This is a genomic window from Parabacteroides sp. AF21-43 (genome assembly GCF_003635435.1).
Taxonomy (GTDB): domain Bacteria; phylum Bacteroidota; class Bacteroidia; order Bacteroidales; family Tannerellaceae; genus Parabacteroides; species Parabacteroides distasonis.
The window spans coordinates 248449-266334 of record NZ_QTMG01000001.1; the positions used below are offsets into that span (position 1 = coordinate 248449).

Consider the following 17886-nt stretch of genomic DNA (forward strand, 5'->3'; position numbering starts at 1 on the left):
GGGATGGGGGAGTTTTGGGGATTTGTTGATTGGGGGGCTGGTTGCTTAGCCTTGATCGTGGCGGTGGTATTTAGCTTTTTGTTGGGAGTACGTACGGGACGTATCCGGGAGAGAAATGAATCTGTCCGTTCTCGCATTCGGCAGAATAAAGCGAATATGTATCGCTATAAACAACAATTAGCCTCCTATCAAGAGCAAGTCGTACGCTTGGAGCGGGAACGGGATTCTCTGGTCATCCGCTCGGAGGCTTATGACCGGATCGAGACGGAGCTGACGGCCTATCGCCAGAAGATGGAGCAGTTGGAGAGAGAGATCCTTGTTCTTTCCGGCGATAATAACTTATTGGACAATGCTACCGGAAAAGTAGATGTGGATGTACCTAAGCTTTTATGTGCCCTTAAAGATGATCCTCTCCATGTGAATCCAAGTAAAGAGGAATGGGCTGAGATTATTGGTATGACCGATCTTCTGTTTAATAACTTCTTAACCGATCTGAGAAATAAATACAGTATTACCCGCCATGAGCAGGAAATATGTTGCTTGATCAAATGGAATTTCTCCCGAAAGGAGCAACTAGCCGTGTTTAATAATACTCCGGATGCGTTAACCAAATCGAAAGGCCGTTTAAAAAAACGTCTAGGCTTGGATGAAAAGACGGATTTGGATGCCTATGTCCGTTTATTATAAAGCTTAAAGTTATTTTGTTTGTCGTGATTGTCCGGCAATATTATCCGTTTATCTCCCATTGCGTGGTTTATATGTTTGATTATTAGTTGTTTGATGTTCGCTTGTTTTGTCCGGTACCATTTCTTTCCTCTTTACGATCCTTCCTGTACTTTTGCGGTGTGTGATTTAATTTTTAAGAACGAATAATCAGGAATGCTATGAGAACACAAACTGTACTACTATGGATCTGCCTTAGCCTAGTGGTGGGGCTTTCCGCTTGTGATTGGACTTCGTCCTCTCCGGTGGCCTCGCTACGGCGGGCTACCGGATGGCCTTTCGAGGTGGTGGTTGTAATGGATCGAGACGCATGGAATGGTGAGGTGGGGGAGTTGCTGCAAGAACAATTGCGAGCGCCGATTCCTGCTTTGCCTCAAGCGGAAGCATCTATGCGTGTCACCTATTCGGAGCCATCGGGCTTTTCCGGTTTATTACGATACGTACGAAATATCTTGATCGTATCCGTAGATACTAACCGGTATACGAAAGCTGGAACAAGAGAGAGTCCCGATGAATGGGCCAGCGGTCAGAATGTTGTGACTCTGTATGCTCCGACTACCGCTGCTTTAACCGAGTTCCTTTTATTAAATGAAGGACGGTTGGTCAACCATTTCAATCGAGTGGAAAGGGAACGTTGGATAGTTGGACTTTCTAAGAGCCATAGCAGTTGGATCAATGAGAAGTTGAAGTCCCGTTTCGGTATCTCGCTGTTCGTGCCGGAAGATATGTCGGCCTATAAGGAAGAGACCGATTTCTTTTGGGGCTCGAATAACGCAAATAGGGGACGGACTGATATCTTGGTATATAGTTTTCCCTATACGGCTCAAGAGGCATTTACCGAAGATTATCTGGTCGCTATGCGTGATTCTGTAGTGAGGCGGAACGTACCGGGCTCTTTCCCGAATTCTTATATGAAGACTGAGAAGCGCTTCGAGCTTTCTTACGAGCCGATCACCTACCGTGGCGAATACCGCGGCGTATTGCGTGGTCTTTGGCGTATGGAAGGAGATAAGATGGGCGGCCCGTTTGTCAGCCATGCCCTGCTCGACAAGAAAAAAGGGCGGGTTATCGTAGCGGAAAGCTTTGTCTATGCCCCGGAATCAAAAAAGGCGAACTTGATCCGCCGGATGGAGGCCGCCTTGTTTACGTTGCGATTCGTGGATTAGGATTGATTCTCTCACGTATATAGGCGTAACCTCATGCGTATATACGCATCGGCCTACACGTACGTAAGTGTGGTCTTATACGTATATACGTGTGGCTTTATGCCTATATAGTGGTCTTATCGTCCTAAAAATAGTTTGATTTCCTCCGGAATATATCCCGTCCGTATACGCCACTCTTGCGGATACAGGTTATTGGCCCGGTTGCCAAGGTTCTTTACAAAACCTAGCGGAAGTCTTTGGTAGCGTACCAACACATATCCTTTATCTATGCCGGAGGGTAAGACGAGCGCCTCTTTCTTTAAGAATTTAATAGCGTCTTCCCATTCCAGTTCCACGGATGGAAATGCGTTGGGAGTTAAGGCAGTACTTAAAGCCAGCTCTTGAGATGGGATAAAGTCTTTCCCTTTCGCTTCTCCTAGGCAAATACCGGCGGAAAGTACCCGTAAAGGCTTGGCATTGATGAGTGAAAATAGATCCGAATGGGCTTTGGGATACGCTCGAAGGAAACTGCCGTTCCATTCGAGAGAAAACGAAGTTTCATCCGAAAGGAACAGACGGGCCTCCTGTGGGATGGACGGAGCGGCTTTTCCTCGCTCTTTTTTCCCTTTGGACTTGACACGAATCTCCTCGATCTCGCCTTCCGCTTTCCGGAGGGCGGCGAGGAAAAAGCCTTCACCCCGTGTCTTATGCGGGAAGAAGCGGTAAACCGGATGTTCAAACCGGAGGGCGCCGGTGATCTGCCATTCCTCTTGGGTAGGGATAGGCAATGCCTCGGCTCCCAGCTCCTCTATTATATAATGTATGTTCTCCTCATCCTCTTCCGTATTATAGGTACATGTACTGTAGATCAAGATACCTCCGGGTTTCAAGGCGTTCCAGATATCATGGATGATGCGCCGCCCACGGGAGGCGCAAAGCCGTACGTTATCTACGCTCCATTCGCCTGTGCTATCCGTATCTTTCCGGAACATGCCCTCACCGGAACAAGGTACGTCGGTGACGATCACGTCGAACAGATGAGGCAATGCCTCGCCGATCTCCTCCGGGTCATTATTGATAACGATCGTGTCCGGGCGGCCCCATTTAGCGATATTCTCGGCCAATACATAACTCCGGCTGCGGATCACCTCATTGCTCACTAACAGGCTTCCATCCGGCAATAAGCTCGCCAGATGCGTGGACTTGCCACCCGGGGCGGCGCATAAATCCAAGCAACGTACCGGCTCTTTTACGTATGCCTTGATCGCTTGTTCCAGAAACATGGAAGACGCTTCCTGCACGTAATAGGCCCCCGCATGGAATAGAGGATCGAAGGTGAAAGACAACCGTTCCGGCAAATAAAAACCGCTCTCGCACCAAGCAACCGGAGCACCTGCTTTGGGAGCGGGAGTCCCTTTCATCGAGTTGATACGGATACTTACGGGAACATCAGCGTTTAACGCTGCCTCTAAACGATCGAACTCCTCGCCAAGTAAAGCCCGTGTACGGGTAATAAAATCAATAGGAAGTGCCATGATTATTCTGTTAGTTTGCGGCAAAAGTACTACTTTCGCGGAAAACAAACAGTATGCGAGCATCTCTTTTCCTTATACCAGTTACCTTGGGCGATACGGAACATCGCCGTGTTTTACCAGAGTACAACCGTGACGTGATCTTATCTATCCGGCATTTTATCGTGGAAAACGTGCGTACGGCACGCCGTTTCTTGAAAAAGGTGGAGCCGGGGATTGTGATCGATGACTTGACATTTTATGAGCTGAATAAACATACCTCACCGGAACAAGTAGCTGGTTATCTGGCTCCTTTGGCGAAAGGCGAGAGTGTAGGCGTGATCTCGGAGGCGGGCTGTCCGGCGATCGCTGATCCGGGCGCTGACGTAGTGGCTATCGCCCAACGGAAGGATTATCCGGTGGTACCGTTGGTAGGGCCTTCGTCTATCTTGATGTCGGTGATGGGATCGGGCTTTAACGGACAGAGTTTCGCTTTTCACGGTTATCTGCCGATTGATGCTTCCGAGCGAACGAACACAATCAAGAAATTGGAGGGAAGGATCTATTCCGAGCATCAGACGCAATTGTTTATCGAGACTCCTTACCGGAATAATAAACTGGCCGAGGAGTTGATCCGTACGTGCCGTCCGTCTACGAAACTGTGTATCGCCTCGAATATAACCTGTGAGGATGAGTATATCCACACTCGCCCGGTCAAGGAATGGGCGGGTAAAGTTCCCGATCTGAGCAAGAAGCCTACTATTTTCCTAATCTATAAATAAGAGGATTGATATGAGTTATCAAGCGCACGAGACAGCGGTAATCGATGCCGGTTGTGAGATCGGGGAAGGAACCCATATCTGGCATTTTTCCCATATCATGACGGGATGCGTGATTGGCAGGGCGTGTAATATCGGCCAGAATGTAGTCGTATCGCCGGGCGTGGTCTTAGGGAATAACGTGAAGGTACAGAACAATGTGTCTATTTATACGGGGGTGATTTGCGAGGATGATGTGTTCTTGGGGCCTAGTTGCGTGTTTACAAATGTAACCAATCCGCGTAGCGCTGTCTCTCGGAAAGACCAGTATAAGGAGACGGTGATTGGCAAGGGGGCCTCGATCGGAGCTAACGCTACGATTATTTGTGGACATACGGTCGGGCGGTATGCCATGATCGGTGCCGGGGCGGTGGTAACGAAGGATGTTCCGGCTTATGCGCTGGTTGTAGGAAATCCATCGCGGCAGATCGGTTGGGTAAGCGAGTACGGCCATCGCCTTGTATTTGACTCCGAAGGATTCGCCACCTGTCCGGAAAGCGGCCAACGTTACCGCCTATACAATCACCAAGTTGTAGAGACGGGGCGTGCCCCGTCTCCCACAGACTGATCGTATCTTAAATTACTATTTTGCAGGGATGAGACGGGGCACGCCCCGTCTCTACAATACAGACAATATTAATATTCTATACAAACATGAAAACATCTTTTTTCAAGCAAGGGTTCTTAGCGATAGGGATAGCCTGTTGCACGCAGCTTTCCGCCGTAGAGAATCCTGTAGACTACGTGAATACGTTAGTCGGTACCCAATCCAAGTACGAATTATCTACCGGAAATACCTATCCGGCCACGGCTATGCCTTGGGGTATGAACTTCTGGACTCCCCAGACCGGCGAGATGGGCAACGGCTGGACCTATCGTTACGACGCGGATAAGATCCGGGGGTTCAAGCAAACCCATCAACCGAGCCCGTGGATGAACGATTACGGGCAGTTCTCCATTATGCCTACTACCGAAGGCTTGGTCTTCGACGAGGAGAAACGGGCTAGCTGGTTCTCTCACAAAGGGGAAGTGGCTACACCTTATTATTATAAGGTCTATCTAGCCGATCATGACGTGACTACCGAGTTGGTTCCGACGGAACGTGCGGCTAAGTTCCGCTTTACATTCCCGGAAACCAAGAAAGCGTATATCGTCATCGACGCTTTCGATAAAGGCTCTTATATAAAGGTATTGCCTGCGGAACGTAAGATCATCGGTTATTCCACGAAGAACACGGGCGGTGTTCCCCGTAACTTCAAGAATTATTTCGTGATCCAATTCGATAAGCCATTCACGTTCTCCTCTACGGTTAAGAACGGGGCGATCCAGTTGGATGAGTCGGAGGTGAAGACAAACCATGCCGGCGCTATCATCGGTTTTGAGACAAAGGCCGGCGAGGTGGTGCATGCCAATGTGGCTTCTTCTTTCATCAGCACTGAGCAGGCCGAGTTAAACTTGCGTGAGGTGGGAGATACTGGTTTCGATCAGCTAGTGACCAAAGGGAAGGAAATCTGGAACCGGGAATTAGGTAAGATCGAGGTAGAGGATACGAACATCGATAACTTGCGTACTTTCTATTCTTGCTTGTATCGTTCCTTGCTTTTCCCTCGTAGCTTCTATGAGATCGATGCCAAAGGGCAAGTCATGCATTATAGCCCTTATAACGGTGAGGTCTTGCCGGGCTATATGTTTACCGATACCGGTTTCTGGGATACGTTCCGTTGTCTTTTCCCCTTCTTGAACCTGATGTATCCGGAGATGAACCAAAAGATGCAGGAAGGTTTGGTGAACGCTTATAAAGAGAGCGGTTTCTTGCCGGAATGGGCAAGTCCGGGCCACCGGGATTGCATGGTCGGCAATAACTCCGCTTCCGTGGTAGCCGACGCTTATATCAAAGGCTTGAGAGGATACGATATCGAGACGCTTTGGGAAGCTTTGAAGCATGACGCGAATAGCCAACTGCCGAGAACGGCTTCCGGTCGTGTCGCTTACGAGGAGTATAATAAACTGGGTTATGTACCGAATAATATCGGTATCGGACAAAACGTAGCTCGTACCTTGGAATATGCTTATAATGACTGGACAATTTATGCGTTAGGAAAGAAACTAGGCAAGCCGGCAAGCGAGATCGATATCTTCAAGCAACGGGCTAACAACTATAAGAATGTGTACGACCCAAAATATAAGTTGATGGTCGGACGCTCTGATAAGGGCGAGTTCAACCCTTCTTTTAAAGGTACGGACTGGAGCCGTGATTTCTGCGAGGGTAATAGCTGGCATTGGAGTTTCTGTGTTTTCCACGACCCGCAAGGTCTTATCGACTTAATGGGAGGAAAGAAGGAATTCAACCACATGATGGATTCCGTCTTCAAGATGCCTAGTCGTTTGGGTATGGATAGCCGCGGTATGATCCATGAGATGCGTGAGATGCAAGTAATGAATATGGGACAATACGCCCACGGAAACCAACCCATCCAGCATATGGTATATCTATACAACTATTCCGGCGAGCCTTGGAAAGCCCAATACTGGGTGCGCGAGATCATGCACAAACTTTATACCGCTGAGGCGGATGGCTATTGCGGCGATGAGGATAACGGACAGACTTCCGCATGGTATGTGTTCTCTGCCTTAGGCTTCTATACCGTATGTCCGGGCACCGACCAATATGTATTAGGTACTCCTCTGTTCAAATCCGTAAAACTCCATCTGGATAACGGAAAGCAGGTGTTGATCCAAGCGGACAAGGCTGATCGGGAGAACCGTTACATCAAGGGTATGAAAGTAAACGGCAAGACATACACCCGCAATTTCTTGACACATGAGCAGTTGCTAGGTGGCGCAAAAATTCAATACCAAATGAGCGATACCCCTAATAAACAGCGAGGTACGCAGGATAGTGATCGCCCCTATTCATTCTCTTTGGAATAAGAAAACCATGATGCCCATTGTAAGCCTGTTACAATAGGCATTCTAAGCACCTTACGATGCCCATTGTGAAGACCTTACGATGGGCATTGTTATTTTATGTGAATTCCGGTTTGAAATAATGATGGAGAGAGTTGCGTTTTACCTTAGGGTTGTTACCTTTGCGATGACTAATCAGTTTTTCTATCCTCTTTGTTTATCCTTTTAATTTAGATGTATGGCAAACTCAAAAGAGATGACGAGGGGTGCTGTATTCCCTCTTCTATTCAGTTTCACGATGCCATTGTTATTAGGGAATCTGCTTCAGCAGACTTATTCTTTGATCGATGCCGCTATCGTAGGTAAATTTCTAGGTATAAATTCGCTGGCTGCCGTAGGAGCCAGTACCTCGGTGATTTTCTTGATTCTGGGATTCTGTAACGGATGTTGCGCCGGTTTTGGCATCCCGGTAGCTCAAAAGTTCGGGGCGAGGGATTATGCGACGATGCGCCGTTACGTGGCGGTGGGGTTGCAATTGGCTACGGTGATGTCCGTGGTGATCGCCGCTGTCTCCGGTTTCTATTGCCGGGATATCTTGCGGGGGATGCAGACACCCGGGAATATCTTCGATGGGGCCTATGATTATTTGTTTGTTACTTTTATCGGTATTCCTTGTACATTCTTCTATAATTTGTTGGCAAGTATCATGCGGGCTTTGGGAGATAGCAAGACTCCATTCTGGTTCTTGCTGTTCTCTACGGTCTTGAATGTTTTCTTGGATTTATTCTGCATCTTGGTGCTAGGATGGGGCGTGATGGGAGCGGCTATCGCTACGGTTTTCTCGCAAGGGCTTTCCGCCATTCTATGTTATTTATATATGCTTCGGAAATTTCCGATCTTACGGGCTACTTCTTCCGAGGATCGAAGGTTTCATGCCGGGCTGGCCCGTACCTTATTGGCGATGGGGGTTCCGATGGGATTGCAATTTTCTATTACCGCTATTGGCAGTATCATGTTGCAGAGCGCCAATAACGCCTTGGGCACGGCCTGTGTCGCTGCCTTTACTTCCGCCGCCCGTATCAAGATGTTCTTCATTTGCGCTTTTGAGAGTTTGGGTATCGCCATGGCTACGTATTGCGGACAGAATTATGGGGCGGGAAAGCCGGAGCGTATTTTGCAGGGAATTAAGGTGAGTTCGTTGATGATGCTTACGTATGCCGCCGCTACATGGATGATCTTGATGCTGGGGTCTCGTTGGCTGGCCTTGTTGTTTGTGGCTCCATCTGAGGTCGAGATACTGGACTATACGGAGCAGTTTTTGCATATTTCTTGCTGGTTCTTCCCGGCTGTCGGGCTACTGTGTATCTTGCGTTACGCGATACAAGGGGTAGGTTTTAGCAACCTTGCGATGCTCTCGGGTGTTTCAGAGATGATCGCACGTATCTTGGTGAGCTTGTATGCGGTTCCCGCTTTTGGGTTCTTAGGCGTTTGTTTCGGTGATCCGTTGGCTTGGGTTGCCGCTGACTTATTCTTGATACCTGCGTTTTTGTATGTTTATAAAAAGATAAAGAAAAGATTAGATGATGAGAAAGTATCGGTGTCCGCAGTGTGATATCCCTTCTATGTATGTAAAGAATGCGGCTGGGGAACGTCTTTTAGTGTATGTTTACGAGAATGGGGAGGTCGTTCCCAAAGATCTCACTACGGATCTGTCCGGATTTGACTTGACAGAGGTATTTTGCCTAGGATGCTCATGGCATGGAGCGCCTAGGAAATGCCGGTGATTTTAATGGGTGGCAAGTTCTTATAAGTCTTCTTTGGGTAATTCTCTGATCACTCTACATGGGTTACCGACGGCCACGCTATAGGTGGGAATGGATTTTGTCACTACACTGCCTGCCCCGATCACGCTGTTCCTCCCGATCGTGATGCCGGGTAAGACGATCGTTCCACCACCAATCCAAACATTGTCTTCAATGGTGATGGGGAGGGCTTTTGTCCTGAAAAATAAATCCCCCGATCGTTCGTCCCAATCATTCACGAAGCGTTCGTTCGCATTTATCGGGTGCGTAGCCGTATATAATTGTACGTTGGGGGCGATGAGGACGTTATTTCCTATTTTGATAATATTATCGTCTAAAAACGTACAGTTCATATTGATAATGACCTTGTCACCAATAAAGATGTGCTTCCCGCATTCGCAATGGAAATTTATATCAATGCTGGAATACTTGCCAATGCTTCCTAGCATTTGGCGTAAGAGGGCATCTCTTGTAGCGCTGTCGGTTATATTGGTTGCGTTCAAACGAGCGAGTAGGTTTTTCGTCTGGACGATCATTTGCAGGACTTCTTGATCCAGATGGTTGCAATACTCGCCCGCCAAGAACTTTTGATAATTTGTTTCCATAATGATTACAGGGATTTGATACGGTTATTTACATATGTTGAAGTTGTATATAGAAGACGATGAAAAAGGCGATAGTCGCAATCAGGGCGATAGAAGAATATAGACGGAAAGGCTTATCTTGTTTATAGACTCCATAGGCTAGTCCTATCAAGGCGCACAGTAGTATACCAGTAGGGATGCCGAAGAAGCCTAAAACAATGACGCTAATAAGCATTACCCATCCCATGGCTATTAATATTTTACTTCTGATAGTTCTCATCTTTAGTATCTGTTTAGTTATTGGATATAATAGACAATTTTAGTGTTGAGAAAATGGAATCTTGGCACGTATCTCTATCCTCTCGAAAGTGATAGGATGCGTGAATGCTAGATATTCAGCGTGCAGATAGAGCCGTTCCGCCTTTCGTCCGTAAAGCTCGTCGCCAAGGATGGGGCAATGAAGACCTAGGGGATGGGCGGCGTGTACCCGTAGCTGGTGGGTACGTCCGGTTTGGGGATAAAAGGCGATAAGGGTTTTTCCGGAAGTCCGTTCCAATACCCGGTAGCGCGTGAGGGCAGGTTTCCCAAATTCTTCGCTTACGATTTGCCGGGGTCTGTCCAAAGGATCGGAACATAGCGGGAGACGGATCTCACCCTCATCTTGGGGAACTTCACCCTCTAATAAGGCGATATACCTTTTCTGGATGGTTCGGTTCTTGAATTGGGCTTGTAGGTCCTGATGCGCTTCTTTGGTCTTGGCGGCGAGTAGCAAGCCGGATGTCGCCATATCCAAGCGATGTACGATAATTGGGCCGGTGGCTTCCGGGTAAAGGATCGATAGCCTTTGATAGACAGAGTCCACATCTCCCTTGCCGGGGACGGAGAGCATACCTTCCGGTTTATTGATGACCAACAAATAGTCGTCCTCATAAAGGATATCCAGCTTCGTCTCCCGGTGAGAGTCCGCCAATAACGGATTTTCATCTACCCGCAATCCCTGTAGCATATGATGGAGGATCGGCTCGCATTTTCCTTTGCAAGCCGGATAATAATATCCATGGTGCCGAATCTCCGTCTTGGGAGAATCGCCCCACCAGAACTCAGCCATGGCGATCGGTTCCAACTGATGCTGGTAGGCGTATTGCAAGAGTTTAGGGGCGGCGCACTCACCCGCTCCGGCAGGCGGCGCACCTTGGTAGGTAGGGGCGAACAGTTCGCATAAGTCCTTCACCTCGCCCCGGGCGTTCAGGATTCGGAATTGTTCGAACAACTTGCGTTGCAAGGCCGCCGACCGTCGCTTGCGTTCTTGCTTCAGTTGCTCGATCTCCTGCTCAAGCCGATCCACCTTGGCTTGATCCTCCTCCAGTATAGACCGCAATGATTTCTTGGTTAGCTTGTGAGCGGCTTTCATGTGTTGGCTCTCTTTAATAAGAAGTGCGGTCTCTTCTTCCGTGAGAGGGAACTGCCGAAGTCGGTCGCGCTCCTCTTTCCTCTTTTTCATCAAGTCTTTTGCGGCCTGTAATACGAAATCGCAGTATTCGATCGTGCTTTGTAACCTCGACCGTGCGTCTTCGAGAGCTGGAGAGGCTTGCAGGGTTCGGATACGGGCATTGATCTCATTGATCCGCTCCTCCTCTTGCCGGAAGAAACCATCCGGTTGTAATAGGTCATAGATCGGGGGGACGAAGAAAGGATGTACATTCTTCCCCGCTAGGTTACCGGAGAACGCGGCCAGATAGCCGACCTCTCCGGCGGGAGTACGAACCACCAATACGCCGAACATTTTTCCGGCTTGTAACTCTTCCCGCCATTCGGTTCGTTCTTTCAGGTATGCCTGCGTCTCCTCAGCCGCTATTACGCATAGAGGATGCGGTGTATAGTGAAAAGGATACGTGAATCGTTCCGGTAAGGGGATCGATTGTATCGGTTGGGCAAACGTGTGAAACTTAGATTCCATCATTCATTTTTTAATAGACAATAAACGTAAACGGCCGGTGCCGTAGGATCTCCCTCTTGATACAATCCCGGACGGGAGATACGATCCCATTGGGTCAACGACCGGGTCTCTTTTGCGGAGAGAGCTTCGCCGACGATCTCGTTCCATGCTTGTCCATCCTTACTCCAGTAGAACGTGCTATGCGTACCGTTGGTCACTTTCATCCGTAGATATAAAGGCGAGGCGGGAAGAGGAAGATCGGCCAATGGATGTTCTTTCCCCTCTAGGATATATTTCAATATCAAACGGTCTCCTGCGCATCCGCAGGTGATTAGGTTATTTGCGTCTCCGTACATCGTGATTCCTTTCCAACTGTCATTCCGGTTTACGATCGCTGTTTCCAACGTGTAATCCGGGGAGGTTGGGCGTAAACAAAGTGCCGCTCCGGTCTTTACGCCGGGTTTCGGTGTTCCGGATAGAGAGAGTTTACCGTTCTTGATCTCGGTCTTGACATCCGTGTAAGGATAGTTCCAACTCCATTCGGGACGCAAGGTAGCACCGGTGAAATCATCCGAGAAATCGAATACCGGCACTTGTGCGGACTCGGCAAATGGCATGGGTTGCGTGCGGCTCGCGTATTCCCCGGTTACGAAGTGAGGCCAATGATCCTCGCCCATTCTCACCTCTTGCAGGTAAGGTTGGCGACCTTGGTAGAAGCCGCTTCCCGGTTGGTAAGCGTGGCATAGGTAATACATGCGTCCGTCCGGTGTAGTCGTAATCGTTCCGTGACCGATGGAGAGAACCTCCTTGCTTCCGTGCAAGATCGGGTTTCCTTGGTATTTCTCGTAAGGACCTTCCAGCTTCTTCGAGCGAGCCACGGATACGGCGTAATCGCTCTGCGGGCCGCAACAGCCTCTCACGGAGTAGATGATATAGTAATATCCGTCTTTCTTGAACCAATGCTGACCTTCCATGCCTTGACGCTCATCGTCACGCAGCAGGCTGAAAGGCTTTCCGTCTAGGCGAAGCCCATCGTCCGTCAACTTACAGGCCAATAACTCTATGGGTTGGTTATCCAATCCATAAGCCTTCCAACTGATGTAAAGTTTGCCTTTATCCTCCAAGATAAATGCGTCTATCGCTTCCTTCCCGAACTCTACCACCGGGCCGTGATCCTTGAACTTGCCCGTAGGTGAATCCGCCACGGCAACACCGATGCACGAGATGTTATCCGATTGCTTCCGGGCCGTATAATAGACATATACCTTCCCTTTATGCTGATACCATTCCGGAGCCCAGAATGAGGACTTAGTCCATTCCGGCTTCTCGTCGAATATATGTCCGGTTTGCTGCCAGTTCACCAGATCGGTAGAGGTGAAAACCGGATAATAAGGGGCCCATTCCGAGGAGGTGCCAGTGATATAGTAAGTCTGGTCGATCCGGATAATGGAAGGATCGGCTACGTCACCGTGGATCACGGGATTGGTAAAATAGGATTCTTGTTGCGCTAGTCCTGTGGCCAAGGAGGCGGCACAGAAGAATAGTGTGAAAATCTTTCTCATGTTTTATCGTATTTTTTTTAAGATGTTCTTACGTACGGTTCGCAAAGAGATTTGTAGTAAATCGGGTTCCGCCAGATCGAGTAGTGTCTTATATTCCTGTAATAGCTCTGGAATGGGACGGCATAACTCATATCCCAGTTTCATGCAAAGCGTTTGCACACCGGGTAATTCCTTCGCTGAAAGCATCCGGTCCAGGCAGAAGTTCAGGAAATCTACTCGTGGGGGATTCGTCTGGGGCTGTCGTACAAGCAGGTTCAAGAGAATGCGTCGTTTACCGGAGTGCTCACAGCTAAGCACTTCATTTATCAGCTCATCCTGTTTATCATATAGCCATTCGTTTTCCTTGGTCGAGAAATGGCTACAGACCCATAACGCTTGATAACTAACGGCATCATCCGGATCGAATATCAGATCGTATAGCTCTGCTTTCCGTTCTTGGTTCCCTTGTACATAAAATAATATCTCATGGATATCCTCTATATGACAGCGGCTTGATAGTCTATCTTTTAGGTCCATTCTCAATCTTTGTTGTTGTGTTAAGATCATTCCCTTAAATTTTTAAGGAAGTGTAACTTGAAGATGAAGTATCGGGAATGGCTTGTGGGAAGAATCCGTCTCGTCTCTTCCTATCACTTGGAATCCCAGATGCTGATAGAAATGAAGTGCGGTTGTGTTTTGCTCATTTACGTCGACTTTTCGGATGGGTGTCTCTTGCAAGGCGAATTGGATAAGTCGTTTACCTAATCCTTTGCCTTGCTCTTCCGGATGTACGAAAAGCATCTCGATAAGCTCATCGCTTAAGCCCATGAAGGCGGCGATCTTTCCTCGCTCATTTCGGATGATATAAAGTTCTACCAATGGGAAATATCCGGGAACAAGTTCTTTATAAAATAAGATATCCTCTTCTTTTAGGAAATGATGGGTACTACGTACGGACGCTTCCCAAAGCAGAAGAAGCTCATTGAAGTCCTCGAAGGAGGGACGGGTTATCGTTCGCCTCATCGGGGTGTACTTCATCCCATGTGTAGTTTGTTCTTCGCAGATTGGTTCGAACCCGAATTTCCGGTAGATTGGGATTGCATAGGAAGAGGAGTTGACTGTCATTTCCGAGACTGGCTTATCTTGGATAGCGGCCTCGAATAATCGTTTGCCGATACCTTTTCCATGATACATAGGCGTGATGAAGAATAAGGAAATATGCTTTCCTTCATTTTTTGTAGCGATTAGACCTATTAATGACTCACCCTCGAATGCTCCGTAAATGGTTAGCTCATTTACCAGATCCTTATTGTAAATGAAATTCTTGAAGGTTTCCAATCCCTCTTCGTCGAAGTCACTCTTGCCACATTGGATGAACACGTCCAAAGACAAGGTTAATGCCCTATCGTATTCGTTTACCTGTAATTGTCTTATTTGCATAAATGGATTATAAGTCTTTGTTCCCAACTAATTTCTCATCCGCTACGATCTCAAAATGATGCGCATCGATGAATCGCCCGTTTTTGTAACAAGCTTTTCGGAAGATGCCAGTCTTCTTGAATCCCACTTTCTCTAATACCCGCATGGATGCCAGATTATATTCATACACCGTGGCGAATATACGAATAACCTCCGTATGCTCAAAATAATACTGGATCGCATCGGCTAACGCTTCAGAGGTAATCCCTTGGTTCCAATATCTCTCACTGATCCAATAACCGACTTCCGCATTGAAACGTTCCACATCCGCTCCTCTCACAAAACCTATATTGCCGATTGCCTCACCATGAACCACAATGCAGAAATCCGATATTTCAGTTTTTTCTCGTGCTTGGCTGATGAAGCAGCGGGCATTTTCTTTTGTATAAGGATGAGGCAATCCATCCCGACAGTTATCCCAGATCTTCTTGTTATTAAGGTGCAAGGTTAAGGATTCCGTATCTTGACCTTCCCAACTCCTGAGCGTATATAAATCTTTTGTTACTACTATCATAAACTATTGTTTTTGTTTGAAAAGGAATGATGGTCAAGATAATAGCACAAATGATCCTCTATTTGTCCAGTATGCATTAGTTCTGCTTGATGAAGCCGTCCTTCGTATACGAATCCATTCTTCTCTAATACACGTTGTGAGCGTTGATTGTGAGAATAACAATTCGCCGTGATCAAATGTAAATTCATTTGAGTGAACCCATAATTCAATACGGATTGCACTGCTTCTGTCATGAAGCCTTGTCCCCAACACTCTTCTTTTAGCCAATAACCCAGCATGCGAGCATGTGGGTTTTCTCTTTTGGGATCGGGAATGATGCCAATGGAGCCGATGACTTGTCTTGTCTCTTTAAATACGATAGCCCAAACCCCTTCTTTTCCGATAAATATGGTATTTAGTACATCAATAGTCTCTTCGATCGTTTCGAGAGGTTTCCATCCGGCGTTATTGCCTAGGTTTGGATTCTTACAGCTCTCAAAAACATCAGGAGCATCGCTTTCGCTAAAAGGACGGAGCACGAGACGGTTGGTTTCTATGTTCGATGTTTGTGTCATATACGGATGTTTATTTAGTCGAGATAGATCATTTTCTTGCTCATCCCACCGTCAATTGTAATATTCTCGCCATTAATGAAATCGTTTTCCTCTTGACAAAGAAATAAGCACATACGGGCGATATCCTCCGGCTTTCCCACCCTTCCGGACGGATGTTGAGCATGATCCTCCGGGCGAAGCTGGTCGTAATTGTTATTCTGTATCCAACCGGGAGCGATAGAGTTTACCGTGATATGCCATTCCGAGAGCGATAAGGCCAACGCATGTGTCAAAGAATAGATACCTCCTTTAGAGGCGGCATATCCCTCGCTACCGGGTTCACTCATCAAGTAACGGGTAGAGCAGATGTTGATAATCCTGCCGTATGGATTGGGGGTATCGAGAGATTGCCGATGGAGCGCTAATCGCCGGGAGGTGATAAACGCCGGGCGTAAGTTTATGGATAGTATCTTGTCGAAATCCTCTACGCTTGTTTCCGTGATGGGAGAGAACTGGCTGACACCTGCGTTGTTGATAATGATATCAATATCTCCCCACTCCTCGATGATCTTTCGCAGGCAATCTTCTAGTGCGGTTTTATCACTAACGTCCACGAGATGGAATTGTGTCCCGGTTTGTAGGGCAGTCTCTTTTCCTAAGGTCTCGTTCTTGTCGCAGAAGGCCACACGATGTCCGGCTCCTCTGAAAGCCCTTACAATCGCTTTCCCGATCCCCTCGGCTCCACCGGTGATGAAGACTCTTCTTGTTTTATGAAGTGTCTTCGTTGTATGCCCCGTTCTAGTGCCGGAAGTCTTCCGAGCTTGGTATTCTGCGTACTTATTTTCCAGATAATTGTCTGCCATGATTCAGTTACTATTAAATGAGGACAAATATAGTTGTTTTCTGTCGAACCGATTTCTTTTAGTCGATATTCTGTTTGGGATACTAAAATAGAACCGGAAATTGCCATCTAAATTGCTTGTGGATTTGTTTTAATAGAAAAGTATTGATTATGAGAATAGCGATCAGCGGGGCAAGCGGATATATCGGTCAGCATCTTTCATCTTTTTTGGAGGGAAAAGGATATGATGTTATCCCTTTAGGGCGGGATTTGTTTAAGGAAGATTGTTTTGATGAATTATGCCGATGCGTGGAATCCTGTGAAGTCGTCATTAATTTGGCGGGCGCTTCCATTAATAAACGTTGGACGGAGGCTTACAAACAAGAGTTGTATGATAGCCGTATTTGCGTGACCAGACAGTTGGTGCATGCCATAAACACGAGAAGCGTGAAACTTGAGTTGTTTATTTCGGCCTCCGCCGTAGGTTATTATCCGGCTTTCGGGGAATATGACGAGTATCATGATTGCCGGGGAATGGATTTTTTGGCCCGGTTGTGTGGGGCGTGGGAGGAGGAAGCGTCCGCATGCTCATCGGATGTGAGGCTTGTCATTACCCGTTTTGGTGTCGTATTGTCTGAGGATGGAGGGGCCTTGAAAGAGATGCTTCGTTTGCAACGCTTCTCACGGGTAAGTGTCGTGATCGGTAACGGGCAACAGCGTTTTCCATGGATCAGTCTGTTTGATCTATGCCGCTCTTTTGGGTATATCATACGGAATAGGCAGATGAGGGGGGTGGTAAATTTGGTTTCTCCAGACCTTATCACCCAAAAGCAGTTGGCTCATACGTTAGCGAGAGCGGATAAGATCCGTAGGATCATCCCTTTGCCTGAGTTCTTTTTTCGGCTGAAGTTTGGCGAGGGAGCGTCGTTCGTGACAAAAGGGCAAACCGTCCATCCCTCTAAATTACAGGAATCTGGGTTTACATACATTTATCCAACAATAGAGAAACTTATGAATATAACAGATCATCATACCGTACCGGAACTGGATGTTAAACGGTATATGGGGCGATGGTATGAAATCGCCCGTTATGAGAATCATTTTGAGAGAGGCATGACGGATGTGACGGCCACGTATACGTTGCTTCCGGACGGAAAGATCCGTGTGGAGAACGAAGGATATAAAGGCGGCGTTCACAAGAAAGCCACCGGTCGTGCGAAACAACCGGACCCTAAAAATAATCCCGGAAAATTGAAAGTGGCTTTCTTCTTATGGTTCTATGCGGATTATTATATCTTAGAACTTGATGCGGATTATCAATATGCGGTGATAGGAAGCAGCACGGATAAATACCTCTGGATCTTGAGCCGTGAGAGGAACTTACCGGAGGCGGTTCGGGAAGATTTACTGGGGAAGATAACGGAACGTGGGTATGATATCTCTAAATTGATTTCATGAGCTGATGTATAAAGGGGTAAAGCCGTAGTGATTACGCCTTTGCCCCTTTTATTACTCATATTGGAAAACAATCTTAACAGAGGCGATCTGAGAG

The 17886-nt window shown here is 47.4% G+C and carries 18 protein-coding genes and 1 pseudogene; 8 read left to right on the top strand and 11 right to left on the bottom strand.

Translation table 11 applies throughout. The features are described 5' to 3' along the window. Nucleotides 1–3: 3 nt before the first annotated feature. Both DWX84_RS01080 and DWX84_RS01085 read left to right on the top strand, forming a co-directional pair. Nucleotides 4–687, top strand: a complete 684-nt coding sequence (locus DWX84_RS01080; protein ID WP_005864237.1) for a hypothetical protein — start codon at nt 4–6, stop codon at nt 685–687. Nucleotides 688–884: 197 nt separating this feature from the next. Further along, complete coding sequence (locus DWX84_RS01085) at nt 885–1889, top strand: DUF4837 family protein (RefSeq protein WP_122377380.1); 1005 nt, start codon at nt 885–887, stop codon at nt 1887–1889. A gap of 116 nt (nt 1890–2005) precedes the next feature. Here DWX84_RS01085 and DWX84_RS01090 read toward each other — a convergent pair whose 3' ends face one another. Continuing rightward, entirely contained in the window at nt 2006–3403 is a 1398-nt protein-coding gene (locus tag DWX84_RS01090) for an rRNA cytosine-C5-methyltransferase (protein ID WP_005864240.1), read from the bottom strand. Nucleotides 3404–3456: 53 nt separating this feature from the next. Between DWX84_RS01090 and DWX84_RS01095 the strand changes: the two genes are divergently transcribed. The 5 genes from DWX84_RS01095 (at nt 3457) to DWX84_RS01115 (ending at nt 8888) form a co-directional block, all read left to right on the top strand. Next, entirely contained in the window at nt 3457–4161 is a 705-nt protein-coding gene (locus tag DWX84_RS01095) for an SAM-dependent methyltransferase (protein ID WP_005854278.1), read from the top strand. Nucleotides 4162–4171: 10 nt separating this feature from the next. Then, nucleotides 4172–4765, top strand: a complete 594-nt coding sequence (locus DWX84_RS01100) for an acyltransferase (RefSeq protein ID WP_121960951.1) — start codon at nt 4172–4174, stop codon at nt 4763–4765. Between the two features lie 86 nt (nt 4766–4851). Then, on the top strand, nt 4852–7128 hold the full coding sequence (locus DWX84_RS01105) for a GH92 family glycosyl hydrolase (RefSeq protein ID WP_121960950.1): 2277 nt from the start codon (nt 4852–4854) through the stop codon (nt 7126–7128). Between the two features lie 214 nt (nt 7129–7342). Further along, nucleotides 7343–8716: an MATE family efflux transporter gene (locus tag DWX84_RS01110; protein WP_121960949.1), complete on the top strand. Its 1374-nt coding sequence runs from the start codon at nt 7343–7345 to the stop codon at nt 8714–8716. Beyond that, nucleotides 8685–8888, top strand: a complete 204-nt coding sequence (locus DWX84_RS01115) for a hypothetical protein (protein WP_122377381.1) — start codon at nt 8685–8687, stop codon at nt 8886–8888. The genes DWX84_RS01110 and DWX84_RS01115 overlap by 32 nt, the downstream gene beginning before the upstream one ends. Before the next feature lie 20 nt (nt 8889–8908). Here DWX84_RS01115 and DWX84_RS01120 read toward each other — a convergent pair whose 3' ends face one another. The 10 genes and pseudogenes from DWX84_RS01120 to DWX84_RS01160 form a co-directional block, all read right to left on the bottom strand. Continuing rightward, nucleotides 8909–9511: a sugar O-acetyltransferase gene (locus DWX84_RS01120; RefSeq protein WP_005854288.1), complete on the bottom strand. Its 603-nt coding sequence runs from the start codon at nt 9509–9511 to the stop codon at nt 8909–8911. Nucleotides 9512–9539: 28 nt separating this feature from the next. Further along, nucleotides 9540–9770, bottom strand: a complete 231-nt coding sequence (locus tag DWX84_RS01125; RefSeq protein ID WP_121960947.1) for a hypothetical protein — start codon at nt 9768–9770, stop codon at nt 9540–9542. A 39-nt stretch (nt 9771–9809) separates the two neighbouring features. Beyond that, a complete protein-coding gene (locus DWX84_RS01130) occupies nt 9810–11447 on the bottom strand; it encodes an RluA family pseudouridine synthase (RefSeq protein ID WP_121960959.1) in 1638 nt (545 codons plus the stop codon). Next, complete coding sequence (locus DWX84_RS01135; RefSeq protein WP_121960946.1) at nt 11447–12988, bottom strand: family 43 glycosylhydrolase; 1542 nt, start codon at nt 12986–12988, stop codon at nt 11447–11449. Before DWX84_RS01135 ends, DWX84_RS01130 begins: the two co-directional genes overlap by 1 nt. 3 nt (nt 12989–12991) lie before the next feature. After that, a complete protein-coding gene (locus DWX84_RS01140) occupies nt 12992–13504 on the bottom strand; it encodes a hypothetical protein (RefSeq protein ID WP_121960958.1) in 513 nt (170 codons plus the stop codon). 42 nt (nt 13505–13546) lie between these two features. Further along, nucleotides 13547–13990 carry a GNAT family N-acetyltransferase gene (locus DWX84_RS22125; protein WP_310592305.1) on the bottom strand — a complete coding sequence of 148 codons (444 nt, stop codon included), beginning with the start codon at nt 13988–13990 and terminating at the stop codon, nt 13547–13549. Then, nucleotides 13970–14407: pseudogene (locus tag DWX84_RS22130) on the bottom strand (GNAT family N-acetyltransferase); the annotation flags it as partial. The pseudogene DWX84_RS22130 and the gene DWX84_RS22125, both read right to left, overlap by 21 nt. A 7-nt stretch (nt 14408–14414) precedes the next feature. Then, nucleotides 14415–14960: a GNAT family N-acetyltransferase gene (locus DWX84_RS01150; RefSeq protein ID WP_009018044.1), complete on the bottom strand. Its 546-nt coding sequence runs from the start codon at nt 14958–14960 to the stop codon at nt 14415–14417. Beyond that, entirely contained in the window at nt 14957–15514 is a 558-nt protein-coding gene (locus tag DWX84_RS01155) for a GNAT family N-acetyltransferase (RefSeq protein ID WP_121960945.1), read from the bottom strand. The genes DWX84_RS01150 and DWX84_RS01155 overlap by 4 nt, the downstream gene beginning before the upstream one ends. A gap of 14 nt (nt 15515–15528) precedes the next feature. Next, complete coding sequence (locus DWX84_RS01160; protein ID WP_121960944.1) at nt 15529–16356, bottom strand: SDR family NAD(P)-dependent oxidoreductase; 828 nt, start codon at nt 16354–16356, stop codon at nt 15529–15531. Between the two features lie 149 nt (nt 16357–16505). Between DWX84_RS01160 and DWX84_RS01165 the strand changes: the two genes are divergently transcribed. Next, nucleotides 16506–17792 carry a TIGR01777 family oxidoreductase gene (locus DWX84_RS01165; RefSeq protein WP_008773638.1) on the top strand — a complete coding sequence of 429 codons (1287 nt, stop codon included), beginning with the start codon at nt 16506–16508 and terminating at the stop codon, nt 17790–17792. Nucleotides 17793–17886: the final 94 nt, after the last annotated feature.